This window comes from Algoriphagus oliviformis, assembly GCF_017254915.1.
GTDB classification, from domain to species: domain Bacteria; phylum Bacteroidota; class Bacteroidia; order Cytophagales; family Cyclobacteriaceae; genus Algoriphagus; species Algoriphagus oliviformis.
In genome coordinates this window covers 283412-310105 of sequence record NZ_JAFKCT010000006.1, presented here as the reverse complement: position 1 = coordinate 310105, position 26694 = coordinate 283412, and the positions used below count along the sequence as shown (strand labels likewise).

Genomic DNA, 26694 nt, shown 5'->3' with positions numbered 1-26694 from the left:
TGCGGGTTTGGATTTATCGGGTTAAAATTAGGCTTTTGGCTTTACAAACGTAGTGTTTCTCGACGATCTTGCTCATCACTTTGATATTTGGCAGGTCGGCGGCCGCAGCCACATCCATCACCTTTCCCTTTTTGGTGAGGATGTTGATTTTTTCTTTTGCCAGGTAGCCGTAGTTGCTCACGGTCCCGGAGGAGAAGAAGTAGTCGATGTCCCCCTCGGGTATTTGGAGCTTCTTCTGGGTTTTGGCTTTGATCTCCTCCAGCTCCTGTGCGGACAAGGCTTCGTTGGCCAGGGTGATCTTGAAGAGGTTTCGCGTCAGAAACATCTGGGAGATATTTCGCAGCACATAGTCCTCGTGTCTTTTCCACAGCTTGATGGCTCCCCAGATATCAAAGTCGTCTAGGCTCAGAAAGTTTTCCAGGATTCGGCGGTCGCTTTTGAAATCCTCCAGCCTGCAGTCGTTTTTCATGAAGAAGCCAAACTCCTCGCTCACGGCCAGGTCCATTCCCGACTGGGCAAGAAACTTCGCCCTGCGGATAAGGTTGATGAGCATTTTTTCGGCACTGACGGTGGTCTTGTGCAGGTACACCTGCCAGTACATCAGTCGGCGCGCGCTCAGGAAATTCTCTATGGAATAGATGCCTTTCTCCTCGATCACCAGCTGTCCGTCCTTCACGTCCATCATCTTGATGATCCGATCAGCACCGATGGTGCCCTCCGAAACTCCCGTGAAGAAGCAGTCCCGCTGCAGGTAGTCCAGGCGGTCGATATCCAATTGGCTGGATACCAGTTGGTTCAGGAATTTCCTTTCATATTGATTCTTAAAAATTCGTAAAGCGAGGTCTAATTTGCCACCTAATTGCTCATTTAGCAGTTGAATAGTCAGGAGGGAAAGCTCCTCGTGGGGTACGCCCATGAGCAGGCTGTACTCCAGCGCATGGGAAAAAGGCCCATGTCCGATGTCATGCAGGAGGATGGCGATGAGCGCCGCCTCGTACTCCTCGTCCGAAATCTCGGTGCCCTTGATGCGCAGGTTGTCCAGCGTGATGCTCATCAGATGCATGGCACCTATCGCGTGGTGAAACCTCGTGTGTAGCGCACCGGGATACACGAAGTCGGTCAAGCCCAACTGTCTGATCCGGCGTAGTCTTTGGAAAAAAGGATGGTCAATGATCGTAAAAATTAACTCACTAGGTATCGTGATGAATCCGTAAACTGGATCATTGAGTATTTTCTGGCTTTTCAATCAGCGCTCATTTGATTGACTCAAAAGTAATTATAATTTTAAAAGAAAGGGAAATCCACATGTCTCAAAAATTCTCCATACTCTGGGCCGACGACGAAATCGACCTGCTCAAGCCCCACATACTTTTTTTGGAACAAAAAGGCTATGAGATCACTACGGCCAATTCGGGGGTGGATGCCATTGACGAGGTCGAAGGTCGAAATTTCGACGTGATTTTTTTGGACGAGATGATGCCCGGTATGACCGGCTTGGAGACGCTCCAGCAGATCAAGCAGCTCAAACCTCAGATTCCGGTGGTGATGATCACCAAAAGTGAGGAGGAGCACATCATGGACGACGCCATCGGCGGCAAGATCGCCGACTACCTCATCAAGCCGCTCAATCCAAGCCAGATCTGGCTCTCGGTGAAGAAAATCCTGCAAAACAAGCAGCTCATCGATACCAAGACTACCCAAAGCTACCAACAGGAATTCATGCAGATCAGCCTGGCTCTGGGTGATGCTCAGGACCCCAAAGATTGGGCTGAGCTCTATCGAAAGCTGACCTTTTGGGAGCTACAGATCGATTCCACCGAAAACAAAAACATGTTGGAAGTGCTCGAAAACCAAAAGTCCGAGGCCAATTCCTCCTTTGCGAAGTTTATAAAGGACAACTACCTGGACTGGCTCGAGGAGAAAAACCAAGAGAAACCCCTGATGTCCCACAAGGTCTTGAAGGAAAAGGTCTTTCCCGTGCTCAGGGACAAAAAGCCCCTGTTTCTCATCGTGATAGACAATCTGCGATTGGATCAATGGGAGGACATGGAAAAGCTCCTGAGCCCCTACTTCAACGTCGAGGAGAAAAGCACCTATTATAGTATCCTCCCCACGACAACGGCTTTTGCGAGAAATGCGCTCTTCAGCGGCATGATGCCCTCGGATATGGCGCGCTTCTACCCGAAGCTGTGGGAAGACGAGGATTCGGATGAGGGAAAAAACAACTTTGAAGAGGAGTGGCTGAGGATCAACCTGACGAAGAACCGGCTAAACCACAAGTTTACCTACAACAAAATCCTCCAGACCAATCAGGGCAAGGCGGTGCTGGACCAGTTTCACACCTTCCTGCAGACTGACCTGAATGTCCTCGTGTACAACTTTGTGGACATGGTCTCCCACGCGCGCACCGACATGAAGATGATCCGCGAATTGGCTCCGGATGAGTCGGCCTATCGCTCCCTTACGCGGAGCTGGTTTGAGCATTCTTCGCTTTTTGAGCTGCTCAAGAAAATACAAAACGCTGGTGCAGACGTCATCGTGACCACCGACCACGGCACCAAGAAGGTGAACAAGCCCTACCGCATCATCGGGGACAAAAACGTGACGACCAACCTTCGCTATAAGCAGGGCAAAAACCTCAATTTCGAGCAGGGGAAGGTGTTTGAGATCAAAAAACCGGAGGACGCAATGCTTCCGCGGCTGAACGTTTCCACCTCCTATGTGTTTGCCGTTGAGGACTATTTTTTCGCCTATCCGAACAACTACAACTACTATGTGAACTATTACAAGGACACTTTTCAGCACGGAGGTATATCTTTGGAGGAAATGATTGTTCCCCTGGTCCACCTGACCCCCAAACGATAAGCTAGCTTGGTTACCTTCCAATACCCCCTTGATCAGATCAAAGAAGCCGTCCGCCGTATCCTCTCCGAAGCCGGGGATGAGAAAATCTGGATCTTTCAGGGGCAGATGGGAGCAGGCAAGACGACACTGATCAAGGCCCTTGCGGCCGAATTGGGCGTGGAGGATCAGGTCAGCAGCCCCACCTTTGGCATCGTCAATGAATACCAAGCGGCCTCGGGCGCCAAGGTTTTCCATTTTGACTTTTATAGAATGGATGATCCTACCGAGGCATTGGATATCGGAATAGAAGAGTATTTTTATGGTGGAGAATATTGCTGGATCGAATGGGCGGAGAATATTGCCCAGTTTCTGCCGGAAGATTTTCTTCTGATCAGGATCAGCCCGGATTCACAAAACACCAGGACCATCACACTTCAACATTCCCGAAATGCCCACTGAACTATCTGAACTCACGTCTGTAGGATTGATAGCCAAGGAGTCCCCGCTTCAGACCAGAAAGGGATCCAAGACCCTCCATGTGGGGATTCCCCGTGAGACCTCTACGCAGGAAAAGCGGGTCGTGCTGACGCCCGAGGCGGTGGGGCTTTTGAGCAACAACGATATACAGGTGGTCGTCGAGTCCGGTGCGGGATTGAGTGCCAAGTTTTCCGACCAGGACTATTCCGATGCCGGAGCCAAGATCGTGTACTCCAGAAAGGAGGTGCTGTCTGCTGACGTGATCCTCAAGATCGACCCCCTCACCATCGAAGAAATCGCGGACATGTCTTCCGGCAGCTGCCTGATCTCGGCGCTTCAGCTGGAGAAGCAAAGCGCTGAATTCATCAAGGCACTGAATGAAAAGAAGATCACCGCGGTGGCCTTTGAGTACCTGGAAGACAAAGTAGGGGGCATGCCCGTGGTACGCGCCATGGCAGAGATCGCCGGCAGTACCGTGATGCTGATCGCCTCGGAGTACCTCTCCAGCGTAAACGAGGGCAAGGGGCTCATTCTCGGCGGAGTCACCGGTGTGCCGCCTACGCAGGTAGTGATCATCGGAGCCGGAACCGTGGCGGAGTATGCTGCCCGTACCGCGCTGGGGCTGGGCGCAAACATCAAAGTGTTTGACAACCATATCTACAAACTGAGACGGATCAAGCAGCTGCTGGGGCAGCAGATCTATACCTCGACGATCGACAACTACAGCCTGGGACAGGCCCTGTCCGAAGCGGATGTGGTGATCGGAGCCCTCCGTGCCGAAAAAGGCCGAAACAAAATCGTCGTCACCGAAGAGATGGTGGCCAATATGATCCATGGCAGCATCATCATCGACGTGGGGATAGACCAGGGCGGATGCATAGAGACCGCCCGCATGACCACGCACGATGATCCCGTCTATCAAGTGCATGACATCATCCACTATTGCGTGCCGAATATTGCCTCTCGCGTGGCCCGCACCGCATCCTATTCCCTGAGCAATATTTTCACCCCGATTATCCTACAGATGTCCGATCTCGGCGGGCCGGAGGAAATGATTTTCAACTACAAATGGTTTCTCCGGGGAGTGTACACCTACAGGGGAAGCCTGACCAACGCGTTTTTGGCGCGGAAGTTCAGCCTAAACCACAAAGAGCTACAGCTGCTGCTCGCGGCGAGGTATTGATCAGGAGAGGAGGTTTTGCCGGAGCAAAAACTCCAGCTGCTCGTTGGCTTTGAGTAGGGAGGAGGTCAGTTTCTCGTTTTCCCTCCGGAGGGCAAATACCTCAAAGGCGTTTTTGATGACCGTCCGCAGATAGTCTTCCTCCCAAGGTTTGGTGAGGTAGTGGTACACCTGACCCTTGTTGATCGCGTCGATCACGGCCTGGATGTCGGTGTAGCCGGTGAGCAAAAGACGGATGGGTTTGGGATACTTCGGGATGATGCTTTCCAAAAATTCCACACCGGTCTTCTCCGGCATACGCTGGTCGGTGATGATGAGATCCACCTCTTCCCGGGCCAGCACTTCCTCTCCTTCTTTTGCCGAAATCGCCAGAAAAATCTTGTAATCCCGTCGGAATGTCGCTTTAAATGCCTGGAGATTATTCTCTTCGTCGTCTACGTACAGGATTCTTATTTTTTCGTCAGGCTGATTTTCCATCCAAAGTTTACCTTAAAGGGGGCGATTGTTGACACTTCAAATATTCTGTTTTTCTAAGAAAAAACAAACATAGGAGGTGATGTCTGTATTATTATGCTAAGCTAGACAGTTTTTAGTTCTTTTTTGGCACAAATTGCGGACTAAATAATTTGAGTTCTTTGCGGAAAAATTAACTTTACTCAGCTTTATCACCCCTTAGTCAAATTATGCCCACCGAACCCCGGATTGATCAGCGCGATCAAGCCCATCCCATGATTTTGAACCCAAATATCCAAAACGATTGGGAGGAGATTCAAACGCTGCGATTGGACAATCGTGTGCATACGATCGATGCCATTGACAGCCAAGTGTCTGATCTGATCAAGGCTGCGCATCCGCAAACGAGGCTTTCCCCCTCCGAAATCGAGAAGAAAATCGGAGAGTTTTTTGAAGGAAAAGACCGCGACAAGTACGGCAACTGGGTGTATTATCCCTGGAAAAATACCCTGGTCCACCTGCTTCCCGAGCGGGAGTTTACCCAGGTAAGAACCTCGCGCAACAAGTACAAATACACCGTGGAGGAGCAAGAACTGATGGCGACCAAGAAAATCGGCGTCGTAGGCCTCTCCGTGGGGCAAAGCGTCGCGGTGTGCCTGGCGATGGAGCGGACTTTTGGCGAATTGAGGATCGCGGACTTTGATACGCTTGAGCTGTCCAACATGAACCGGATCCGTACCAGCGTGACAAATTTGGGGCTGCGAAAGACAGAAATTGTTGTAAGAGAAATCGCGGAGATTGATCCATATCTAAAAATCAAAGTATATTCGGACGGCCTTACTGAAGAAAACATGGAGGCATTTTTCAACGACGGGGGCCAGCTAGACCTGTTGATCGAAGAATGCGATAGCCTGCCGATGAAGATATTATCGAGATTGAAAGCAAAATCCCTGGGAATCCCGGTGCTGATGGACACCAGCGACCGTGGAATGGTGGATGTCGAGCGATTCGACCTAGAGCCTGCGCGCCCGATTTTCCATGGCTTCCTGTCCCCATTCGGAGAGGAAAGCACGCTGCTGCAGCGCCTGGAGGAAAACAGAAACCAGCTGATGATGGCGATTTTGGATTTTGAAAACCTGTCCGAAAGAGCTCGAAACAGCATTCAGGAGATTGGCAAGAGCATCACCACCTGGCCGCAGTTGGCCTCTTCCGTAGTGATGGGAGGGGCGATGTGCGCCTATTTTGCAAAACGTATTCTGTGTGGTCAGATTTCCGGGTCCGGCCGAGTGTATGTGGATTTGGACGAGTTCTTTTTGATTGACCATGAAAGTTAGGATTAGAGTGGTAAGGGCGGTTTCCTCTCCTGAGGAAACCGAAAAGTACATTGCTGGCCACTTTCACGTTTTGGAATCCTATGGAGTGACCAAAGTGACCTCGGCAGACCGCTCTTGGGTAAAGAATCCAAACGTATACCTGCTCCTGGTCGAGGCCATGGATGGTACCGGGAGGATATTGGGCGGCGGTAGGATACAGCTTCGCAACGAAAACTTTCCACTCCCGCTGGAAGGGGCCATCCTCGAGAAAGATGTTCGCATCATCGAGTACATGAAGAAATTCAAGAATCTGGAAGTCGCCGAGTATTGCGGCTTGTGGAACTCCCGGGAAGTGTCCGGCTTCGGTTTGGGAAGCATTTACCTGATCCGCATCGGGGTGGCGATCACCTCGTTTTTGAAATTGAAGAGCTTGATGGCTTTCTGCTCGCCTTTTACGGTCAAAAATTCCCAGTCGGTCGGTTTCGAGATCATCCACTCCCTCGGGGACAACGGAGCCTTCCTGTACCCGAAAGAAGGTTTGGTGGCGACGATCATGGAAATCCAAGACGTGATCAACCTGCCTTGCTCCAGTCCAGCGGAAAAGGAGTACATTGACAACCTAAGAAACAACCCCACCCAGGTTTCCTTGGATGAGAGTCCCAAGGGGCCTTTGGAAATACATTTTGACCTCAATATAGACGACCTTACCCTACAATGAAAGGAAGCATAAAAATCCAAAGCTTGTATTGGGGATTGGCGATACTTGTGTCCTTAGTCCTCGTTTCACTGCTGATCCTTCGTTCAGATTTTTTCAAGGTGGATTACCAAGTCGGCGAAGCGAAGTTTTATCAGCGTACCCAAGAAGGGTTTGAGCTGCTTCCCGCTCCTGAGGGGCCAGTTAGGGGGAATTTCGCAATGGGATTCGTAGCCGATACCGTATGGGTAGAGCTGGACTTGAGCGACTTTCCGCAAACAGGCGAGGCCTCTATCATCGAGGTAAGAAACCCTGCCTTTCGCTCCGTCTCCTTATATAAGAGTGAAAATGGCGAGGGTATCGCCCAATCCAAGCTGCTTTCCAAAGAACATTTGGGAAAGTCCAACCCTATGACCTTTCCCTTTCCGGTTTTTCGTGCCGTCATCCGCCCAGGGGAAACCTACTACCTGAAGATCTTCTCCACAGAGCCGATCAATTTTTCTGTAGCCGTGGCTCCCGCATGGGAGTTTTACAAAAAATATACGCGTACCATCCTGCTGGTAAGCATGTATATGGGCATCATGCTGGCCCTCTTCCTGTACAATCTGCTGCTGTATTTCTCGGTCAGAGACAGGGTGTATCTGTACTATTGTCTCTATATTCTGCTGATCTCTGCCACCCAGCTTTCGCTGCTTGGCTATAGCTATTTCTACTTTTTCATGGAAAATGCGCTGCTGTACGAACACAGCATTGTCGTCTTCTCTTCCCTGTCCGGCATTTTTGGGGTGCTCTTTTTGAGGAATTTCCTAATGACCAAAAAGTACGTGCCTTGGCTCAACCGTGCCCTCTCCCTCATCGTGATCGTCTATTCCGCAGGAGCGATTTCGAGAATTTTGGGAATGGTGCCCTTGAGCTACTCCTTTACCGATATAGGGGGCTTGCTGGTGGTGGTGCTGTTCGTGACCACCGGCGTATCGATTGCCAGAAAGGGCTATCGGCCGGCCTTCTACTTCCTGGCCGCTTGGGTTTTCTTCCTCTTTGGCTTGCTGCTATTTGTCTTCCAAAACCAGGGAGCGATAGACTTGGGCTCCTTTGCCAATCTGCCCATGCTCTTGGGGACGGCCTTTGAGGCGATCGTCCTTTCTCTCGCGCTTGCCGACAGGATCAATACCCTGAAAAAAGAAAAGGAATTGGAGCAGACCGAAAAGCTCAAGGTGCTCAATGAAAACCAAATCCTCATCCGAGAGCAAAACAACATGCTGGAGGAAAAGGTAAGGATCAGAACCGACGAACTGGAGCAGGCACTCAGGTCACTGCAAAACACCCAGAGCCAGCTCGTCAACCAGGAAAAAATGGCATCCCTGGGTCAGCTGACCGCGGGCATCGCCCATGAGATCAACAACCCAATCAACTTCGTGAGCTCCAATATCACCCCCCTCAAGCGGGACATCAAAGACATCATGGAAGTCATCGAGTTTTATCGGGACTCGGGGCAGCGGGAGTTTACCGAAAGTACGAAGAAGGAGGCGAAACAGCTCGAAGAAGACCTGGAGCTGGACTATGTGCTGGAAGAAGTCGAGCAGCTCCTCAAGGGGATGGACGACGGCGCAAAGCGTACCGTGGAGATCGTGAAGGGGCTTCGTATCTTCTCCCGTGTGGACGAGCAGGACGTCAAAAAAGTGGATCTGCATGACGGGATCAACAGTACGTTGATCTTGTTAAACAGCTCCATTCCGGGAAAAATCCGCGTCATTCGGGAGTTTGGCGAGTTGCCGATGGTGGAGTGCTTGGCCGGTAAGATCAACCAGGTGTTCATGAACATCATCAACAACGCTATCCATGCCCTGGCAGACCACATGGAAGAAATCACCGATCCCAAGATCACCGTGAGGACTACCGCCTTTGCGGACCATGTGGTGGTGGAGATCGAAGACAACGGCCCAGGGATGCCGGAGCAGGTCAAGCAGCGGATTTTTGAGCCTTTTTTCACTACAAAGCCCGTTGGGAAGGGCACAGGTTTGGGGCTTTCCATAGTTTATTCTATTATTGAAAACCACAAGGGAACCCTGGAAGTGAACACCGAGGAAGGGCAGGGTACTACTTTTATTATTTCTCTTCCCATCTACCAAAATGCCCCAAAGTATGAGTGATAAAATTCACGTGCTCTATATAGACGACGAGGACAACAACCTCAAGTCATTTAGGGCTACCTTACGCAAGGATTTTAAGATTTTTACGGCTATCGATGCTGAGGAAGGACTCAAAATCGCCCAAGAAGAGGAAATTCACGTGGTAATAGCCGACCAGCGCATGCCCGGGCTCACCGGTACGGAGTTTTTTGAGCGCATGGTCAAGATCAACCCCGATCCTATCCGTATCCTGCTCACGGGATATTCCGATATCGCAAGCGTAATCGACGCGATCAACAAGGGCGAAGTCTATCGCTTTATAGACAAACCCTGGAACATCGAGCAGATCAAAAACTCCATCAAAAATGCCGCGGACATCTTCTTCATGCGCCGCGAGCTCAAGGAGAAAAACCTCAAGCTGCAGAAGTTGCACTCGGAGATGAACCAGTTTGTCTACAGTCTCTCCCATGAGCTGCGAGGCCCCCTGATGAGTATCTCCGGCGTTTCCAAGCTTGCCAAAATGGAGCTCAGCGATCCCAACGTGCTGGAGTACTTTGAGATGATCGACTCGGCTACAGGCAAGCTGGACGATTTTATCTATAAAATGCTGGACTTCTATCGGTCGACCAAGATCGACCACAAGATCACGCGGATTGACTTCCGTGAGATCGTGGACAACCAGATGTCCGCCTACAGGGAAAAGTTTGACCTTTCCCACTTCCACATGGACGTGCAGGTCAACCAGCGTGAAGACTTCTATTCGGATGATGCGAAGATCCGCGTGATCCTCAACAACCTGTTCAGCAATGCAGTCCAGTTTCAGAAGGAAGAGGGCGAAAAGCGCATCAGCATCACCGTGGATGTGGGGGATGGACAGGCTGTCATCGTGGTCGAAGACAACGGGATAGGGATAGAGGAGCGCTATCGCGAGGAGGTGTTTAACCTTTTTGCCCGCGCTACGCAGAAAAACGTGGGAACCGGCCTGGGTCTGTACATGGTCAAGGAAGCGGTGGAGCAGATGGGCGGGCAAGTCGTCCTCGACTCTGAGCCCAACGAAGGGACGACCATGACCGTCACCCTTCCTAATTTGAATAAAGAGACACTTTAGGAGATGGAATTTACCGGGGCCTTGTATCTTTGCCCCGGCATTAGGCCATTTTTTAACAAAATAGAAAAATATGATTAACCCCTGGCATGACGTCAACATCGGGAAAGAAGCTCCCGAGTTTGTAATGGGCGTGATAGAAATCCCAAAAGGAAGCAAAGGAAAGTACGAGCTGGACAAGAAGACCGGCATGTTGAGCTTGGACCGCGTGCTGTTTTCAGCGGTGCACTATCCCGCCAACTACGGTTTTATCCCGCAGACTTTCTGCGAAGACCATGATCCACTCGATATACTGATCATCTCCCAGATCGACATTCCTTCCATGACTCTGGTCAAAGCCAAGGTGATCGGCGTGATGCGCATGATCGATGGTGGCGAGGCCGATGACAAGATCATCGCCGTGGCGGCAGGAGACCAGTCCGTGAACTACATCAACGACATCGACGAGCTTCCTCCGCACCTGATGAAGGAAGTCCACCGCTTCTTTGAAGACTACAAAAAGCTGGAAAACAAAGAGGTAAAGGTGGAGGATTTCCTCGGCAAGGAAGATGCGATGAGAATCATCAACGAGAGCGTCGCACTCTACGACAAAAACTTCAGAACCCCACGTTAACATAAAAGGCCTGTTTTTCAGGCCTTTTTCGTTTTTATCATCTGCTTCCCGGCTTTCTTTTTCAGATAGTTCACCAGCTCGGTATAGGACTCATGCTCATGGTTGGAGACTGCGATGGAGTTTCGGTCCTCGAAGGCTATCGTCACCTGCCTGAATTCCTTTTTGTTTGCCAAGATGACCTCTTCCTCCCAGGCCAAAATCTCGGAGACCGGATAGGCTTTGGTGAGGCGTTTCAGTGGCAGTCTGACCACGATATGGTCCCTGCCCGCGGTGATAAACCTCCATCCGGCCAGCATCTTGACCAAAAGCATCAGGATCACCACCGTGATCAGCGAGCAGGCGATGAGATAAAACCACAAGCCGAAGGAGCCCTTGTAGGCAAAATCCCGCAGGAGAAGGATCAAGCCGGTAAACAGGACTGCCAGAATCAATCCGAGAGAGACGTAAGTGGATATTTTTGGCTTAATGACTACCATGGATTTGCCGCAGTTGGGTGAGTTTTTCCCGGGCAAAAGTCTCCAATTCTCGGAAGAATGCGAAGAAAATCGTCTCAAATTCCCCTTCTTTTTCCAATAGCAGCTCCGGGGCTTCGTCCATTTTGGAATCGAAGACGGTGCGTTTGCTCAGGCCGCTGAGCGTTTTTTGGATGCCCGAGATCTCCCGGTAGTGGTAGAGCCAGTTTTGCTTTTTCATCCAGTAAAACATCTCCCCAAAGGAGCCAGGCAGCTCCGGCAGATGGCGGTCCATGATGTCATAGGTTTGGTTTACAAAGGTTTCCAGCGGGATGCTGGAGAATTGGTCCCAATGTTTTCCCAGGAAATAGTCGAAGAAAATATCCGTGATCACCGTGGAATAGTGGCGAAACCGGGGGCGAAGGTAGCTTTGCCCCGCCTTGACGAGCGGGTGGGAATCGGTAAAGGCGTCGATCTCGCGGTGCAGCATGATGCCCGTGAGCAGCTCTCCGTGATAGCGGCGCAGTTCCTTGCCCTTGATGAAATCAGCCGCGAAGTTTCCCACCAGGATTTCTTCCTGGCCAAAAGAGAGGTAGGCGTGGGCGAGAAAGTTCATGGTGTTTTTTCGGGGATAGCCCTTTGGTTTTTGCTTAGTTTGTACCCTAAAATAAGGATTGATGCCGAATATCATCGAAGAACTCAAGCAAGGTCTCAAACTGCTCAAGCTGGAATGGAATGAAGACCTCGCCCAATACCGCAGGAAATTCCTCCATACCTCCCTGGCCGAAAAGAAAAAAGAAGGCATCACCTGGCATCCTATCCAGCTCAAAAAGAGCCGTATCGGCATGGGCGAGCGCCTACTGGTAGAGGTGGAGCGCTTGGATTCGGGCTATCCTTCTTCCTTCTCCTCGGGCAAATCGGTGTCGTTTTTTTCTACCCACGAGGGCTATCAGGGTGCTGAAAACCGCGTCAATGGGGTGGTCAACCAAGTCTCCCGGGACTCCATGGTCGTCACCCTGCAGGCCGATGAGATCCCCGACTGGATGCAGGACAGCCGTTTGGGTGTCGATTTGCTTTTTGATGAAAACAGCTACCGCGAGATGGAGGCAGCGATGAAAAAAGTCATCAGCGCCGACCATCCCCGCCTGGCCGAGCTGCGGGATATCGCTTTGGGGGAAAAAACGGCCAAGTCATCCGACCTGGTTTCCGTCGAGCTTCCCGCCCTTAATTTTTCGCAAAATGAAGCCTGCCAAAAGATCGCCGCCGCCCGGGACATCGCCGCAGTGCACGGCCCTCCGGGTACCGGAAAGACGACGACGCTCATTGCGGCGATTCGCCAGGCAGTCGAGCGGGGACTGAGTATACTTGTCACCGCGCCGAGCAATGCCGCCGTGGATCTCCTGGTGGAAAAGCTCGTAGATGCGGACATCGCCGCCCTTCGCCTCGGTCATCCCGCCCGCGTGGAGGAGAAGATCCTCAGCCAGACCCTCGATGCCAAGATCGCCAACCATGACAGCTTTCGTGACCTGAAGAAGCTGCGAAAGGATACCGAGGCCTATCTCAAACTGGCCAAGCAGTACAAGCGCAACTTTGGCCCGGAGGAGCGGGCGCAGCGCAAGCTGATGTACCAGGAAGTGTCCCGGATGCGTGAGGCCGCTGGCCATCTGGAAGACTACATTCGATCCGATATTTTTCAGAAAACCCAGGTCTTTGCCTCGACACTGGTCGGTGCCGCCCACTCCAATCTCAGGGGAATGGTCTTCGATGTGGTCTTCATCGACGAGGCCGCACAAGGGCTGGAGGCTGCGACCTGGATTCCCATTTTGAAAGCGAAAAAAGTCGTCCTGGCCGGAGACCATTGTCAGCTGCCCCCCACGATCAAGTCCTACGAGGCGGCCAAGGCAGGGCTTTCGACCACACTTTTTGAAAAGATCATCGCCCGGCAGCCCCATACTTCCCAGCTCCTGCAGGTGCAGTACCGCATGCCCGAGGAGGTGATGGGCTTCTCCAACCGATGGTTTTACGGAGGAAAGCTGCAAGCGGCAGAGAATACCCGGAGCCACCAGTTTCCCGATGGAGAGGCGGTATTGGAGTGGATAGACACGGCGGGATCCGGCTACACCGAGCAGCTGGAGGCGGAGAGCCTGAGTATCTTCAATCCCGAGGAGGCCCGCTTTGCCTGCTCCTATCTGAACGAGACGATCACGCGAATCGGCGTAGCCCGCTTCAAGCAGGAAGGCTGGACCATAGGCCTGATCGCGCCTTATTCCGCTCAGGTGCGCATGTTGAGAGGTCTGATTTTCGAGGGCTTTGAGTTTCCCAATCTAAAGGCCTTTGCCGAGCTGATCACCATCGATACGGTGGATGGCTTCCAAGGTCAGGAGCGGGATCTGATGCTGATCTCCCTGACCAGGTCAAATGATAAGGGTGAAATAGGCTTTCTCTCGGACACCCGCCGGATGAACGTCGCCCTCACCCGTGCCAAGCGCAAACTTATCCTGATTGGTGACAGCGGCACGCTTACCCAAAATCCCTTCTTTGACGCGCTGCTGGGGTACTTTGAGGAAAAAGGAGCCTATCGGAGCGTGTATGAGTTTTTGTAGGGTAAGATTGAAAAATTGGAAGATTTTGAAATTGGAAAATTGCGCTGACGCTCTCAGAAGGTCGTAAATCCCAAATCCCAAATCCCAAATCCGAAATCCTAAATCAAAAATCACTCCTCCTGCTTTCCGAAATCCTCTTCGTGGACTAGTTTGACCCACTTTCCCATCTTTTTCTGGATGACCTTGAAGTGGTGCATTTCCTCGGGGGTGATGAGCGAGATCGCTTCTCCGCTGGCACCCGCCCTGCCGGTTCGGCCGATGCGGTGGATGTAGTCCTTGGGCGAGCGAGGCAGTTCGTAGTTGATCACCAGGGGAAGGAATTGGATATCGATGCCCCTTGCCGCCAAGTCGGTGGCGACCAATACCCGGGTTTTTCCGGATTTGAATCGTGCCAAAGCTTCCGTTCTGGCGCCCTGGCTTTTGTCCCCATGAAAGGCGATGGCCTCGATGCCGTTTTTGCAAAGCTTACCTACCACATTGTCCGCCGTGCGGATAGAAGAGGCGAAGACCAGGATTTGGCTCCAGTCACCTGAATTGATCAGCTGGCGGAGGAAAGGCCCTTTGTTTTCAGGGCTGACGCGATAGGCTTTTTGGTCGATCTGGTCGGGGGTGAAATTGGGCGCTTCCACCCGGATGCTGACCGGGTCGTGGAGCAGGTTTTGGGTCAGCTTTTCCACCTCTTCGTCCATCGTCGCGGAGAAGAGGATGTTTTGCCGCTTGGCAGGCAGGAGCTCCAGGATGTGCTCCAGCTCCTCGCGAAAGCCCATGTTGAGGACTTTGTCCGCCTCGTCCAGCACAAGTGTATGGATTCTCGACACGCCCACCGCCCGTCTTCCGACCAGGTCGATCAGACGGCCTGGAGTCGCGATCAGAAGTTCCACGCCATGCAGGCGCATCATCTGGGGATTGATCGACACGCCGCCAAAGACCGCCATGGACTTGATCTTCCTCGGGAGGAAGCGGCTGAAATTTTCCGTCACCTCGGCCACTTGCATGGCCAGCTCCCGGGTAGGTACGATCACCAAAACCGGTACGTAGCGCTCCCTGGGAGCATCTTTGGCGAGCAGGCGCTGGAGGATGGGCAGGATGTAGGCCGCTGTCTTTCCCGAACCCGTAGGTGCCAAGCCCAGCAAGTCCCGCTGCTGCAAGATTGCGGGAATGGCCTCCACCTGGATAGGATAGGGGTTTTCATAGTTAGCTCTTGTGATGGAGTCGGTCAGTGCGGGTGAGAGGCCTAGTTCGGAAAAATTCATGGACGGGATTTTCGACAAAGGTAGCACAAGTCTGCCAAAGCCTCGGCCTCCGCCGCTGTCCTGTTGGCAGGCCGGTTTTTTCGGTTTAGGCCAGGTAGCCGGGCTGCGCCTCCACACGGGCCTTTCGCTTTTGGGTAAAAGTGTGATGATTCTGGGATTTTTGCCTTGATCGATCATGTAATTCGCCTTGTAAATCAGGGGAATAAAAACCATCTTGGAAAAACGGGATCGGAAAATTCTTCAGGATTTCCTTTCCCACCAAACCCAAAATGCCCAAATCACCATGCGTCGAAGTGCCTCGCTGTGCTGTGGACTTGTGTTGCTGTTTTTGAATTCCTGCCAAAATCCAGGGCCTAGTCCGGAGACTCCGGACAGTCCTCCCAGAAGTCCGGAGGAGGAAGCGAAGACCTTTCAGTTGGAACCCGGCTTTGAGATACAGCTCGTCGCCTCGGAGCCCCTCGTGGAGTCGCCGGTGATCATCCAGTTTGACCAAGACGGCAGACTCTGGGTGGTGGAGATGCGGGGCTACATGAATGACATGGAGGGCTCGGAGGAGCATCTGCCGGTAGGTTCGGTGGCGATCCTGGAAGACACGGACGCAGATGGCAGGATGGACAAGCGCACCGTGTACCTGGATTCCCTGATTATGCCCCGGGCCTTGGGACTTTTTCAAAATGGCGCTTTGGTCGCCGAAAACAATGCCCTTTGGCTTACCCAAGATTTGGACGGAGACTGGCGGGCAGACTCGAAGATCCTGCTGGATTCCACCTACTCGGCCAACGGCATCCCGGAGCACTCAGACAACGGCTTCGTCCGAAACGTGGACAACTGGTACTACAGCGCCAAGTCCCGCCTCCGCTATCGCTTCGAGGAAGGAAATTGGGTTCGAGACTCTACCGAGTTTCGGGGGCAGTGGGGAGTCTCCCAAGACGACCAAGGACGCCTGATCTACAACTACAACTGGTCCCAGCTACATGGAGACCTGGTGCCAGCCAACTACTTGTCCAGAAACAAAAATCACAAGCCTTCCTCTGGCATAGACCATGGACTGACCATTGACCGCAAGATCTTTCCGATCCGTTCCAATCCCGCAATCAACCGGGGCTACATTCCCGGAACGCTGGATTCGGCGGGGCGACTGCTGGAGTTTACCTCTGCCTGCGCGCCCACGGTGTACCGCAGTGGCTTGTTTCCGGAGGAATATTTGGGGAATGTGTTTGTGCTGGAAAATGCCGGAAACCTCATCAAACGCAATGTCGTCAGCGAAAACGGCGTCTTGCTGGATGCGCACGATCCGAATCCCGGACGGGAATTTTTGGCGTCCACAGACGAGCGTTTTCGTCCCGTGCAGGCCACCGTCGGGCCGGATGGCGCGCTGTATGTCGCCGACATGTACCAGGGCATCGTGCAGCATGGCTCCTACATGACACCTTACCTGCAGGAACAAACCAGAAAACGTGGTTTGGACTCTCCCGGGCACATGGGGCGGATTTGGAGGATGGTACCGAAAGGGGCAGCCCTCGGCCAGACCCCGAAACTCTCCCAAGCCAGCAACGAGGAATTGATCGCCTATCTCAGCCATGAAGACGGCTGGTATCGGGATATGGCGCAGCGCCTGCTGGTGGAGCGGAACGAGCCCGCTTCCGTGCCGGGATTGAAATCTCTCGCAAAAGCCGGTAGGTCCGAACTGGGAAGGTTTCATGCGCTGTGGGCTTTGGAAGGAATGGGAAAAGTGGATCCCGAGCTTCTGCTGGGATTGTTGGAAAAAGACACCGACCTGCTTCGGGCCACGGCTTTGCGACAGCTAGAGAAGCCCGCGATCCAAAACCCAGCGCTAAACAGTCGCATAGAGGAAGTGGTGTTGGCTTGGCCCAAGGACGTTTCGGAAAAGCTTTCGCTCCAGTTGGCGCTGAGTGCGGGGATTTTTTCCCCCGAAGCCAAAGGCGAGATACTGATTCGAATCCAGAGGCGGCACGGGAATCTGGCGCTCATGCGCGACGCCATGCTGAGCAGTTTGGAGGGAGAGGAGTATGGCTTTTTGAAAAGACTCTTGGCAGATCAGGCTTGGAATGAGGCTACTCCGGACCGTGAAATCCTGCTGGAGATGTTGACCATGGCGACCGTTACGCATGGGGATCCCGCTGAAATAATCGGACTTTTGGCGTTTGCGGACGTTCCGACCTTGGGCTGGAAGGAAGAAACTATCCTCGGAGGCATGGCCATCAAGGCAGCCGAAGCGGATCGGTTGGGACTCGTGGCGCTTACCGAAGCACCGGGCATTTTCGCAAGGCCTGACTTGCCCCTGGACGCTGGAAAAGCGGAGATGCTCAAGCGGCTTTTTTCCTGGCCGGGATACCAGCCGGAGAAGACGCTAGCGGCGGTGGGGAATCTGGACGAAAAAGCCATGAAGCAGTTTGCCTTGGGCCGAACGAAATACCTGACCTCCTGTGCGGGCTGCCACGGCAGCAACGGCAGGGGAGCTTCCCGAATGGGGCCGCCTTTGGCTGGCTCGGAGTGGGTCACGGGCGATGAAGTCCGGCTGTCCCTGATCCTGCTGCATGGCATCGAGGGCCCGATCGAGGTGGCTGGCCGGAAATACGACGCTCCGGAGATCTTGCCGGTGATGCCTTCCCACTCTACGATGGACGACGGCGACATCGCCGCCGTGTTGACCTATATCAGAAACGAATGGGGCAACCAGGCCCCGCCGGTCACCGGCAGGACGGTGGGTTCGACCCGCCACCTCAACCAAGGCCGGGTATATCCTTGGTCCGCTGCCGAGCTCACCCAGCATATGGCCAGCCTGGCCTCTGCCTCCAAACCTTAACTCCAAGACCCACAAGCCATGGAAAAACACCCCGACGACCTATCCAGAAGACAGTTTCTCAAGACATCCGGCCTTGCCGCCGCAGCGATGGCTTTTCCTTTTTCCACGCTTCCGGAAAGCCTGAAGAACGTGTCCATGGGCGTAGTGGTGCACTCCTACAGCCGATACGGCTCCAAGGTCGAGAGCCAAAACTATCCGGGTTTTAAGGATGCGCTGGACTTGATGCGGCATTGCCATTCCATCGGCGCTGGGGGCATCCAGACTACCGTCGGCGGTTGGGCGGGGGATTTTGGGAAAAAGGTAAGGGACGAGCGGGAAAAGCTCGGGATGTACTTGGAGGGAAGCATAGGGCTGCCCAAAGATGCCGAAGACCTTGGCCGATTTGAAACCGAGCTTTTGGCGGCAAAGGAGGCCGGTGCGACGGTGCTGCGAACGGCCTGTCTCAGTGGCCGTCGCTATGAGACATTTAAGACGGAGGCCGATTGGAGTACCTTCAAGTCGAATTCTATCAAATCGATTCAATTGGCTGAGCCGGTCATGGCCAAGCACAAAATGAAATTGGCCGTGGAAAACCACAAGGACTGGAAGGCCGCCGAGCTCAGGGAGATCATCCAAAACCTGGACAGCGAGTGGGTAGGGGTGACGCTGGATTTTGGCAACAACGTCTCCCTGCTGGAAGATCCGACGGAAGTGATCCGAACCTTGGCTCCGCTGGCATTTTCCACGCATGTGAAGGACATGGGGGTGAAGAGCTACGAGCAGGGCTTTCTCCTCTCGGAAGTCCCCCTCGGCACCGGCATTGTGGATCTGAAGGAAGCCGTGTCGCTCTGCCAAAGGCATAATCCCGCGGTCACGTTCAGTCTGGAGATGATCACGCGGGATCCCCTGCGGATTCCCTGTTTGGAAGAAAGCTATTGGGTGACTTTTCCCGATCCTTCTGCACTGGAACTGGCAAAAACGCTGAGGCTCGTTAGGGATCATTCCTATTCCAGCCGCCTTCCCGAGGTAAAGAATCTGAGCCCGGAGCAACGGCTCGCTTACGAAGAAGAAAATGTATTGAAGTGCCTAGGCTATTCTAAAAAGGAATTGTTGGGCTAAATTGAAAAAAGTATCAAGTAGCAAGACTTCAGTATCAAGAATACTTGGCTGATTGTCAGACTGAGCGGAGTCGAAGTCGGTGGTTTTCAATAAAAGAGAATAAAAAAAAACAAGTTTCAATGATGGTTCCGACAATCCACGGATATATCGACCGAAGAATATTGATCAACTTCACCGCGGATCCAAGTGCAGTTGAGAAGATTATTCCGTCGGTTTTTCGTCCAAAGATCTATAAAGGCAAGGCGATTGTTGGCATTTGCCTAATTCGGCTTAAAGGCATAAAACCGAAAGGACTTCCAGATTTCGTTGGGGTAAATTCGGAAAATGGTGCTCATAGAATTGCCGTCGAATGGGATGAAAACGGTGAGACGAAATCAGGTGTATATATCCCGCGCAGGGACACTTCTTTAAAATTAAATTCCCTTGTCGGAGGCCGCCTATTTCCGGGGAAGCACCATCAGGCAGATTTTGCGGTAAACGAACAAAATGGAAAATATAGCATGGATATTAGGAGTTCTGATGAAACTAGGATAATGATCGAAGCTAACGAAACGCACCTTTTTAACAGCGACTCAATTTTTGAAACGCTGGACAATGCCTCAGGCTTTTTTGAAAAAGGAGATCTTGGTTATTCGCCAAACAAAGACAAATTTGATGGATTGAGACTGAAAGCTTACAGGTGGGAAGTGAGGCCGCTTGAGGTCTTGAAAGTGAAATCCAGCTTTTTCGAAAACGAGGAGGTTTTCCCACAAGGTTCGGTAAAATTTGACAATGCGCTATTAATGACAAACATTGAACACGAATGGAAAAGCGAGGCCGATAAGTAAACGTCGGCTAGACCTGATTCCCGCAAGCCGTTGACTGTCTTCAGTCGACCGTTGACAAAAAATTGAAACCTAAAACGACCCATCATGCCCACCCTCGACTTCTCCCAACTTCCCGGAATTTCCCTTTTTTCACTCCAAGGCAAGTCAGCCATCATCACCGGCGGTACCAAGGGCCTTGGTTTGGCAATGGCTGCCGGTCTCGCTTCGGCTGGAGCCAACGTCCTGTTGGTCAGTAGAAACGCCGCCGACGGAGATGCCGCTGCTGCTGAGATCGCCGCGCAGTATGGGGTGAAAGCCCTGACTTTCGCAGCCGATGTGGTGGACAAAGCCGGTATGGAAGCGATGGCGGAGTTTGCGCTGGAAGCCTTTGGCAGGATCGACATTCTGATCAATTCCGCCGGGATCAACATCCGCGGCGCCATCGACGAACTGAGTCCGGGCGATTTTGCCAAGGTCATGGAGGTGAACGTGACCGGCACCTGGCTGGCCAGCCGCGCCGTGACCCCCTTTATGAAAGAGCAAAAAGGCGGCGCGATCATCAATCTTGCCAGCACCTTGGGCTTGGTGGGGCTCTCCAACCGCACCCCCTACGCGTCCAGCAAGGGAGCGGTGGTCCAGATGACCCGAGCCCTTGCGTTGGAACTTGCCCCATGGAATATCACCGTAAATGCGATCTGTCCGGGGCCGTTTCTGACGGAGATGAATCTACCGATAGCGGATACCGAGGAGGGCAAAAAGTTTGTTGTCGGTGCCACGGCCTTGGGTCGCTGGGGCGAGCTTAAGGAAATCCAGGGGGCAGCTATTTTTCTGGCCTCGGCGGCCGGTACGTATTTGGTCGGCTCCATGCTTACCGTGGACGGAGGCTGGACAGCGAGATGAAAGCTAAGTGCGATTTTTGATTTGCGAAGTACGGTGTCTGAGCCATAGCAGGTGCCCTTTTTCTTCATGATTATCCGCAATCTTTCCAGTAAGCGAATTTGCTTCTTCAATCGGACCTGTCTGCTTAGGCAGGCTGGAAGACCGATGACCGAAGACCGAAGTAGGGCAAAGCCCCTGTTTAAGCGTTTTTTCGGATTGTTACGGCTGCCTACTGGCATAAAGGCGAATAGTCAATTTTTTCTTTTCGAGCCCGCTAGCGTACCAACAGAGACGCCCAATTTTGCAATTTTCAAATTTTGCAATTTTTCAATACCGAATCTCGAATCCCGAATCTCAAATCTCAAACTTTGAACTTATCCCAGCACCAAAGTCAAAACATAAATCGACACAATGGCCGTCACGCTGGCGATGACCGTGCCCAGACTGTGCGACATGTTACCCTGCTTGATGGACATGCCGGAGAGCTGGGTGACCACCCAAAAGCCGCTGTCGTTGGCGTGGGACACGGCCAATGAGCCCGCTCCGATGGCCAGGCAGGAGAATACCTTCATGGTCTCTGAGTCCAGCCCAAGCGGTCCGAGAATGGGGGCGATGATGGATGCAGTCGTGATCATGGCGACGGTGGTAGATCCTTGGGCGGTCTTGAGGGCAAAAGCAATCAGGAACGGCAAAAATATCCCCCAATTGGCATCGCTCATGCTGGAGGTGACTAGGTCTCCGACGCCGGAGTTTTGAAGCATTTTTCCAAAAACAGCCCCCGCTCCCGTGATGAAGATCACCGGCGCAGCGAGCAGGATGGATTCCCCAATCCAGCCCGAGGAGGAGAGCAGTCTCATTTCAAATTTTTTGGGCAAGGTGAAGGAGAGAATCGCTCCCAAGAGTAGCGCAATGACGGGCGTACCGATGAACTGGATGACGGTGAAAAACTGTCCCTCGCCAAAAGGGTGCGTTGGATAGTTGGCGATCGAGGCAAGAATAATCAACACCAAAGGAACCAACACCGGCGTAAGTGCCGCAAAAAATGGGGGGAGGTGTTTCCTTTCGAGCTTGTTTTCGTCTATTCCCATTTTTGCTTCCAGCGGGATTTTGACCACGAAGCGAGAGACAAAGATGTAAAGCGGGACCAGCGCAATGAGCGAGACAATCACCCCCCAAAGGATCACCTGCCCGAGATCCGCCCCGAGTATCCCCGCCGTGGCGATGGGGCCCGGGGTCGGTGGCACCAGGGCGTGACTGGCCATGGCTCCGAGCGAAAGGGCGACGATGGTGGCGGCGTAGGAGATCTTGCTTTTGACCGAGAGGGACTTGGCGATGGGGTTCATCATGATGATGGTGCTGTCCCCAAATACCGGGATGGACAGCACCCAACCGCTGATCATCATGGAGAGGTTGACGGACTTTTCGCCTATCCACTTGAGGATGCGGTCGGCGATGACGATGGCTCCGCCGGTTTTTTCCAGGAAAGTCCCCATGATCACCCCCAGCAAAATGAGCATCCCCACGCTGCCGATTACCCCGCCAAATCCGTCCGAGATGGATTTGATGATCAGCTCGGTGGGCATGCGCATCATCAGTCCATAGAGGATCGCTCCTGCAAAAAGTGCCAAAAAAGGGTGGATATCAAACTTGACAATGGCAATCAGGATCATGGCCAGAGCGACCAGGATAATCAAAAGTGTCAGCATTTTGGGTTTGTTGTGGTTATGGTTTCCACCCGGCAATTTTCCGCATGGATGCTAAAAATTAGGCAAAAATGGGGAATATCAAAGGCCTGTCGTGGAATTGGGGCATCCTGCCAAATTTTGGGGCGGGGATTCGGGCATTTTCCCTATTTTCGGCCAAAACCAACATAACCCATGCGTTTCTTTCCACTTGCCGCCGTCCTGGCACTTTTTCCTTCCCTGTATTCCTGCTCACCACAGCCCAAGTCTGAGGCCCGCTTTGTGGTCTTGCCCAGCCCCACCTCATTTGCTGTCACCGGCGATTCGAAGCTGGACGTCGCCGAGGTCGAGCAGTCTTTTCAAAAAGCCAAAGACACGTATGTAGGCGGTGGAGATTTGCTGGCTTTGGACAGCGAGGAGCTTGTTTTTGAGCTCGATCCCGATTCGGGGATTGCCGCCGAGGGCTACGAATTGGCGATTGCATCCGATCAGATCCAGATCAAGGCCAGCGAAAAAGCGGGTCTTTGGTACGGGCTGATGACGCTTTCGCAGCTCTTGGAGGATGCCAAAGACCAGGATGCGCCGCTGCCGGTTTGTAAGATTGCCGACGCCCCGGCCTTGGCCTATCGTGCCGTGCACTTGGACGTGAAGCACCACTTGGAGACCAAGGAGTACTACTATGAGCTCATGGACCGCTTTGCTGCGCAAAAAATCAACGCGGTGATCGTGGAGGTGGAGGACAAGCTGGGCTATGAGCTGCAGCCCAAAGTCGCCTCTTCCGACGCTTTTTCCATCGCCGAGTGGAAAGCGCTCAGCGACTACGCCATGGCTCGCAATATCCGCATCAGCCCGCTGGTGCAGGGCTTGGGCCATGCCTCTTTTATCCTCAAGCATGCCGAATACAAGCCGCTTCGCGACGATCCCGAGAGCGACTGGGCTTTCAATCCCTTGGATGAAAACACCTACAAGGTGCAGTTTGACCTCTATGCCGATGCATTGAAGGCTTTTCCCTACGCCAACTACCTGCATGTAGGCGGGGATGAGGTGCATACCACGGGAAGGGGAAGTGGCAAGTCTGCGCTGGAGCTCCAGCTGACTTGGCTCAATCGGGTCAGTGACTTTGCTGCGCAAAAAGGACTGACGCCCATTTTTTGGGACGATATGCCCCTGCAAAATGCTGGCGTCTATGGCTCGATGTACAACCGAAAGCTCACCGAGGCCCAGGTGGACAGCATCTGGACGGCCAACGAATCCAAGCTGGACGAATACGTGGGCATGTTTCCCAAAAACTGCGTGTACATGCGCTGGAACTATAATATGCCGGAGTCTCCCGGCAATATCCGCGCAATGAAGTGGTTTGCCGACAACGGGCTGAAAGTGATGGGCGCGACCGCCGGGCAGACCCGCTGGAATCTCTTGCCCCAAGACCAGAGCAATACAGCCAACATCCGGGATTTTGCCCTGATCTCCATCCGCAACAAGGCCGACGGCCTGCTGCTGACCCTCTGGGATGACGACTCTCCGCACTTTGAGTTGTATGGACGAGGCATTGCGATCTTTGCGGAATATACCTGGGCGGGGGAAAAGCGAAACACCGAGGAGCTGCATGCTGCCTACCGGCAGCGGGCGTTTGGGCCTGCCTTGGCCGACGCCGACATGGAGTTTATCAACCGGCTTGAGGAGCCGGTGGCCGCTTGGAAAAATGCGCTTTTGGACAACAAGCGTGATCGAAACAGACTCCGAAAGCTTGAGAATCCGGTGGAAGAGGCTGTGATCCCTTTTCCAAAGGCGGATTCTGCGGGTGCATGGACTCAAAAATACCAGGACAAAATCACCGCCGCCCAAGCCAATCAGGCATCCATCGATTCTGTGCTTCAATTGATCCAGGAGTCCAAAAAGCTGGCCGTACGGAATACCTACGCGCTGGAGATCTACGAGCAGGTGGCTCAGGCGGCACAGTTTTCCAACCGGGCGCTGATCACCCTTGCTGAGCTGGATGAGCCGAGTGGTGAGAAAAAAGCACAAGCCGAAGCCAAACTTGCCGGAATGCGTGAGGAGTGGACGGCGATACAAAGCCAGCTGGAAAGTGTCTATGGCAAAACCCGTCAGCTCAACAAGCCGGCTGACTATATCCTCGACCAGGACCATCACGTGCACTTGGCCAATCAGGCGCTGAAGTTCTCTGACTGGCAGTTCTATGTAGAGGGGCTGTTTTTGGATAAAGTAGAGAAGGAGCTGAAGAAATAGGAATTGTCAGCAAGACCTTCCAGGTTTTCGAAACCTGGAAGGTCTTTTACTTTCTCAACCCTCCAAGGGTTCAAAACCCTTGGAGGGTTCGGTATTCTTACTCATTAAAAAACGGCCGCATTTCCTCGTGGATTTCCCCACGAAGCCTTTTGAGCTTTTCGGCGTATTCTTCCAGCTTCTTTTCCTGATCGGTTTTGGGTACCCATGGACGCACTTTCTTGGGTTCGCCGTTTTCGTCCACCGCCACAAAGATGATGATGCAGTGGGTCTTCTTCTCGAATTTTTTCTCCGAAAAAGCCCGAGAATAGACCTCGACCATGATGTGGATGCTGGAGCTGCCGGTGAGGATCACCTGGCAGTCGATCTTGATCAGGTCGCCGATGGAGATGGGCTTGTAGAAGCGTATCCCACCGACATAGACGGTCACGCAATAAGTCTCCGCCCAAGTTCGCGCGCAGGTGTAAGCGGCTTGGTCTATCCATTTCATCACAGCGCCGCCGTGGACTTTTCCTCCAAAGTTGACGTCGGAGGGCTCGCTGATAAACTGGAAGGTGGTCTTGTGTGAGGGCATCTGGTGTAGGTCTATAGGATTGGGTAAAAATAGTCTTTTTCTCCGGTGAAATGCTTGTCTAGATCGGTGGAAAAGGCACCAAGGCTTGAAGTCTGGGAGATTTTCAAACCAGAAATACCAAAGTAGCCAAAGCCACGAGGAATACCGTTCCATAGCCGATGGAGAGATTTTTACGCAGCGCCTTGCTGCCTGCGTAGAGCCCTATGCCCATCTTGACCAAGGTGTTGGAAATGGAGGCGACCAAGACGGCGAGGGAAGCGATCCGCAGGTCTAGGGATCCGCCGGCAAGTTTGGAGATGGAGATGGTGATCGCATCGATGTCGGAGAAGCCCGCGATGGCGCTGGAGATGATGGTGCCGCCGGTGCCGAGGTTTTCGTTTGCATAGCTCACCACCAGCAGGATCAGCGTGTAGATGAGTCCAAAGATCAGTGCCCCTTTGAGGTCGAGCGCCTTTTTGAGTGGCATTTCGGCATTTTCGGAGGTCTTGCTTCTTCGCTTGAAGTAGATGTACAGCGTGACGCCGATGGCTGCGAGGAAGACGATGCCTATGGGCAGGAGCATTTTTTGGAACAGCGCTTCGCTAAAAATGGATGTCCAAATCAGAACCCTCACAAACATGATGGAGGAGGCGCCGAGTATGGCGGTCGCGCAGCTGGCGGCGAGACTTTCGTTGTCCTTGCTCTTTTTGGCATAGATCCAGGTCACGGCCGTACTGGAGACCAGTCCTCCTACGATGCCTCCGAGCAGGATGCCCCGATTGGTCCCCAGAAACTTGGTCAGCAGGTAGCCCGCCAGCCCCAGCCCGGAGGTGAGGATGACCACCCAGCCGATTTCCCGGGGGTTGAGCACATCATATGGCCCAAAAGTCTGGTCTGGAAGAAACGGAAAGATCAACAGCGCGATGACCACAAAGCGGATGAAGTCATACATCTCCTCCGCCGTGATCATGCCCACGATGGTTTTGATCCTAAACTTGGACGAAAGCACGAGCACGACCAGCACGGTGATCATCAGGCTGACCTCGATCAGGCCGAGCAAACTCATCGAGCCCAGTACAAAAGCCAGCAGGGAGCTAAACTCCGTCGTGGCGCCATGGTCGCCTCTCGCGGCGGTAGCCCAGTAGGATACGCCGATCAGGACGCTCACCCCAAAAACCAGCGCCACATACACCCAGGGCGATATCAGAAAGCCGAACAGAGCCGCAATAAATCCCAGCAGGGTCACAAAGACGAAGGTGCGGATACCCGCAAACCCTCTACTGTCTTCCTTCATGGCGCTGTATTGGCGCTCCAGGCCGATCACGGCACCTATCCCGATCGCGACAAGGAGTCGGATGATAAAGTCACCCTGACTGAGTGTGAGTGATTCCTGGTCGATGAGCAGCGTTTCCAAATTTTGGCGAAAAATGTAATGGGATGTCGCGGAGCGGGAGGTGATCCTTGTCCCGTATCGATCAAATATTCGGAT

At 53.0% G+C, this 26694-nt stretch carries 22 protein-coding genes; 14 read left to right on the top strand and 8 right to left on the bottom strand.

The window, feature by feature from the left end:
- Window positions 1-13: 13 nt before the first annotated feature.
- Window positions 14-1246: an HD domain-containing protein gene (locus J0A68_RS15435; protein WP_206579112.1), complete on the bottom strand. Its 1233-nt coding sequence runs from the start codon at window positions 1244-1246 to the stop codon at window positions 14-16.
- Between the two features lie 59 nt (window positions 1247-1305).
- On the opposite strand from J0A68_RS15435, the gene porX reads away from it, so the two are divergent.
- Genes porX through J0A68_RS15420 form a run of 3 tightly spaced genes read left to right on the top strand, consistent with a single transcriptional unit; the run spans window position 1306 to window position 4504 of the window.
- The gene (gene porX / locus J0A68_RS15430; RefSeq protein WP_206579111.1) at window positions 1306-2865 is read left to right on the top strand and encodes a T9SS response regulator signal transducer PorX; all 1560 of its coding nucleotides are present in this window, start codon (window positions 1306-1308) and stop codon (window positions 2863-2865) included.
- Window positions 2866-2871: 6 nt separating this feature from the next.
- A complete protein-coding gene (tsaE, locus tag J0A68_RS15425; RefSeq protein ID WP_206579110.1) occupies window positions 2872-3303 on the top strand; it encodes a tRNA (adenosine(37)-N6)-threonylcarbamoyltransferase complex ATPase subunit type 1 TsaE in 432 nt (143 codons plus the stop codon).
- The gene (locus J0A68_RS15420; protein WP_206579109.1) at window positions 3293-4504 is read left to right on the top strand and encodes an alanine dehydrogenase; all 1212 of its coding nucleotides are present in this window, start codon (window positions 3293-3295) and stop codon (window positions 4502-4504) included. Before tsaE ends, J0A68_RS15420 begins: the two co-directional genes overlap by 11 nt.
- On the opposite strand, the gene J0A68_RS15415 is transcribed toward J0A68_RS15420, so the two are convergent.
- Window positions 4505-4978, bottom strand: a complete 474-nt coding sequence (locus J0A68_RS15415) for a response regulator (protein ID WP_206579108.1) — start codon at window positions 4976-4978, stop codon at window positions 4505-4507.
- 206 nt (window positions 4979-5184) lie between these two features.
- Between J0A68_RS15415 and J0A68_RS15410 the strand changes: the two genes are divergently transcribed.
- From J0A68_RS15410 to J0A68_RS15390, 5 genes are all read left to right on the top strand, one after another.
- Window positions 5185-6288, top strand: a complete 1104-nt coding sequence (locus J0A68_RS15410; protein WP_206579107.1) for a ThiF family adenylyltransferase — start codon at window positions 5185-5187, stop codon at window positions 6286-6288.
- Window positions 6278-6985: a hypothetical protein gene (locus J0A68_RS15405; protein ID WP_206579106.1), complete on the top strand. Its 708-nt coding sequence runs from the start codon at window positions 6278-6280 to the stop codon at window positions 6983-6985. The genes J0A68_RS15410 and J0A68_RS15405 overlap by 11 nt, the downstream gene beginning before the upstream one ends.
- Window positions 6982-9111, top strand: coding sequence for a sensor histidine kinase (locus tag J0A68_RS15400; RefSeq protein WP_206579105.1), 2130 nt, complete (start codon window positions 6982-6984; stop codon window positions 9109-9111). The genes J0A68_RS15405 and J0A68_RS15400 overlap by 4 nt, the downstream gene beginning before the upstream one ends.
- On the top strand, window positions 9104-10198 hold the full coding sequence (locus tag J0A68_RS15395; RefSeq protein ID WP_206579104.1) for a hybrid sensor histidine kinase/response regulator: 1095 nt from the start codon (window positions 9104-9106) through the stop codon (window positions 10196-10198). Before J0A68_RS15400 ends, J0A68_RS15395 begins: the two co-directional genes overlap by 8 nt.
- 70 nt (window positions 10199-10268) lie before the next feature.
- Window positions 10269-10808, top strand: coding sequence for an inorganic diphosphatase (locus J0A68_RS15390; protein ID WP_206579103.1), 540 nt, complete (start codon window positions 10269-10271; stop codon window positions 10806-10808).
- A gap of 17 nt (window positions 10809-10825) precedes the next feature.
- Here the strand turns inward: J0A68_RS15390 and J0A68_RS15385 are convergent, their stop codons facing one another.
- Window positions 10826-11284: a hypothetical protein gene (locus tag J0A68_RS15385; protein ID WP_206579102.1), complete on the bottom strand. Its 459-nt coding sequence runs from the start codon at window positions 11282-11284 to the stop codon at window positions 10826-10828.
- Window positions 11271-11876 carry an acyl carrier protein phosphodiesterase gene (locus J0A68_RS15380; protein ID WP_206579101.1) on the bottom strand — a complete coding sequence of 202 codons (606 nt, stop codon included), beginning with the start codon at window positions 11874-11876 and terminating at the stop codon, window positions 11271-11273. Before J0A68_RS15380 ends, J0A68_RS15385 begins: the two co-directional genes overlap by 14 nt.
- Before the next feature lie 61 nt (window positions 11877-11937).
- On the opposite strand from J0A68_RS15380, the gene J0A68_RS15375 reads away from it, so the two are divergent.
- Window positions 11938-13863, top strand: a complete 1926-nt coding sequence (locus tag J0A68_RS15375) for an IGHMBP2 family helicase (RefSeq protein WP_206579100.1) — start codon at window positions 11938-11940, stop codon at window positions 13861-13863.
- A gap of 110 nt (window positions 13864-13973) precedes the next feature.
- On the opposite strand, the gene J0A68_RS15370 is transcribed toward J0A68_RS15375, so the two are convergent.
- A complete protein-coding gene (locus J0A68_RS15370) occupies window positions 13974-15116 on the bottom strand; it encodes a DEAD/DEAH box helicase (RefSeq protein ID WP_206579099.1) in 1143 nt (380 codons plus the stop codon).
- 214 nt (window positions 15117-15330) lie between these two features.
- On the opposite strand from J0A68_RS15370, the gene J0A68_RS15365 reads away from it, so the two are divergent.
- The 4 genes from J0A68_RS15365 (at window position 15331) to J0A68_RS15350 (ending at window position 20747) form a co-directional block, all read left to right on the top strand.
- Window positions 15331-17943 carry a DUF7133 domain-containing protein gene (locus J0A68_RS15365; protein ID WP_236025613.1) on the top strand — a complete coding sequence of 871 codons (2613 nt, stop codon included), beginning with the start codon at window positions 15331-15333 and terminating at the stop codon, window positions 17941-17943.
- Window positions 17944-17961: 18 nt separating this feature from the next.
- Window positions 17962-19041: a TIM barrel protein gene (locus J0A68_RS15360; RefSeq protein ID WP_206579098.1), complete on the top strand. Its 1080-nt coding sequence runs from the start codon at window positions 17962-17964 to the stop codon at window positions 19039-19041.
- A gap of 119 nt (window positions 19042-19160) precedes the next feature.
- Window positions 19161-19868 carry a DUF2071 domain-containing protein gene (locus tag J0A68_RS15355; RefSeq protein WP_206579097.1) on the top strand — a complete coding sequence of 236 codons (708 nt, stop codon included), beginning with the start codon at window positions 19161-19163 and terminating at the stop codon, window positions 19866-19868.
- Between the two features lie 84 nt (window positions 19869-19952).
- Window positions 19953-20747, top strand: a complete 795-nt coding sequence (locus tag J0A68_RS15350) for an SDR family NAD(P)-dependent oxidoreductase (protein ID WP_206579096.1) — start codon at window positions 19953-19955, stop codon at window positions 20745-20747.
- Between the two features lie 353 nt (window positions 20748-21100).
- On the opposite strand, the gene J0A68_RS15345 is transcribed toward J0A68_RS15350, so the two are convergent.
- Window positions 21101-22432, bottom strand: coding sequence for a GntP family permease (locus tag J0A68_RS15345; RefSeq protein ID WP_206579095.1), 1332 nt, complete (start codon window positions 22430-22432; stop codon window positions 21101-21103).
- A gap of 171 nt (window positions 22433-22603) precedes the next feature.
- Between J0A68_RS15345 and J0A68_RS15340 the strand changes: the two genes are divergently transcribed.
- Entirely contained in the window at window positions 22604-24655 is a 2052-nt protein-coding gene (locus J0A68_RS15340) for a family 20 glycosylhydrolase (RefSeq protein ID WP_206579094.1), read from the top strand.
- A 97-nt stretch (window positions 24656-24752) separates the two neighbouring features.
- Here the strand turns inward: J0A68_RS15340 and J0A68_RS15335 are convergent, their stop codons facing one another.
- The gene (locus J0A68_RS15335) at window positions 24753-25226 is read right to left on the bottom strand and encodes an acyl-CoA thioesterase (RefSeq protein ID WP_206579093.1); all 474 of its coding nucleotides are present in this window, start codon (window positions 25224-25226) and stop codon (window positions 24753-24755) included.
- 103 nt (window positions 25227-25329) lie between these two features.
- Window positions 25330-26619 (bottom strand): MgtC/SapB family protein, encoded by a 1290-nt coding sequence (locus J0A68_RS15330; RefSeq protein ID WP_206579092.1) that lies wholly within the window; start codon window positions 26617-26619, stop codon window positions 25330-25332.
- Between the last annotated feature and the right edge of the window lie 75 nt (window positions 26620-26694).

Coding starts and splice junctions, on each gene's coding strand:
- porX (WP_206579111.1), top strand. CDS start 1,306: ATGTCTCAAAAATTCTCCATACTCTGGGCCGACGACGAAATCGACCTG.
- J0A68_RS15420 (WP_206579109.1), top strand. CDS start 3,293: ATGCCCACTGAACTATCTGAACTCACGTCTGTAGGATTGATAGCCAAG.
- J0A68_RS15415 (WP_206579108.1), bottom strand. CDS start 4,978: ATGGAAAATCAGCCTGACGAAAAAATAAGAATCCTGTACGTAGACGAC.
- J0A68_RS15410 (WP_206579107.1), top strand. CDS start 5,185: ATGCCCACCGAACCCCGGATTGATCAGCGCGATCAAGCCCATCCCATG.
- J0A68_RS15405 (WP_206579106.1), top strand. CDS start 6,278: ATGAAAGTTAGGATTAGAGTGGTAAGGGCGGTTTCCTCTCCTGAGGAA.
- J0A68_RS15400 (WP_206579105.1), top strand. CDS start 6,982: ATGAAAGGAAGCATAAAAATCCAAAGCTTGTATTGGGGATTGGCGATA.
- J0A68_RS15395 (WP_206579104.1), top strand. CDS start 9,104: ATGAGTGATAAAATTCACGTGCTCTATATAGACGACGAGGACAACAAC.
- J0A68_RS15390 (WP_206579103.1), top strand. CDS start 10,269: ATGATTAACCCCTGGCATGACGTCAACATCGGGAAAGAAGCTCCCGAG.
- J0A68_RS15385 (WP_206579102.1), bottom strand. CDS start 11,284: ATGGTAGTCATTAAGCCAAAAATATCCACTTACGTCTCTCTCGGATTG.
- J0A68_RS15380 (WP_206579101.1), bottom strand. CDS start 11,876: ATGAACTTTCTCGCCCACGCCTACCTCTCTTTTGGCCAGGAAGAAATC.
- J0A68_RS15375 (WP_206579100.1), top strand. CDS start 11,938: ATGCCGAATATCATCGAAGAACTCAAGCAAGGTCTCAAACTGCTCAAG.
- J0A68_RS15370 (WP_206579099.1), bottom strand. CDS start 15,116: ATGAATTTTTCCGAACTAGGCCTCTCACCCGCACTGACCGACTCCATC.
- J0A68_RS15360 (WP_206579098.1), top strand. CDS start 17,962: ATGGAAAAACACCCCGACGACCTATCCAGAAGACAGTTTCTCAAGACA.
- J0A68_RS15355 (WP_206579097.1), top strand. CDS start 19,161: ATGATGGTTCCGACAATCCACGGATATATCGACCGAAGAATATTGATC.
- J0A68_RS15350 (WP_206579096.1), top strand. CDS start 19,953: ATGCCCACCCTCGACTTCTCCCAACTTCCCGGAATTTCCCTTTTTTCA.
- J0A68_RS15345 (WP_206579095.1), bottom strand. CDS start 22,432: ATGCTGACACTTTTGATTATCCTGGTCGCTCTGGCCATGATCCTGATT.
- J0A68_RS15340 (WP_206579094.1), top strand. CDS start 22,604: ATGCGTTTCTTTCCACTTGCCGCCGTCCTGGCACTTTTTCCTTCCCTG.
- J0A68_RS15335 (WP_206579093.1), bottom strand. CDS start 25,226: ATGCCCTCACACAAGACCACCTTCCAGTTTATCAGCGAGCCCTCCGAC.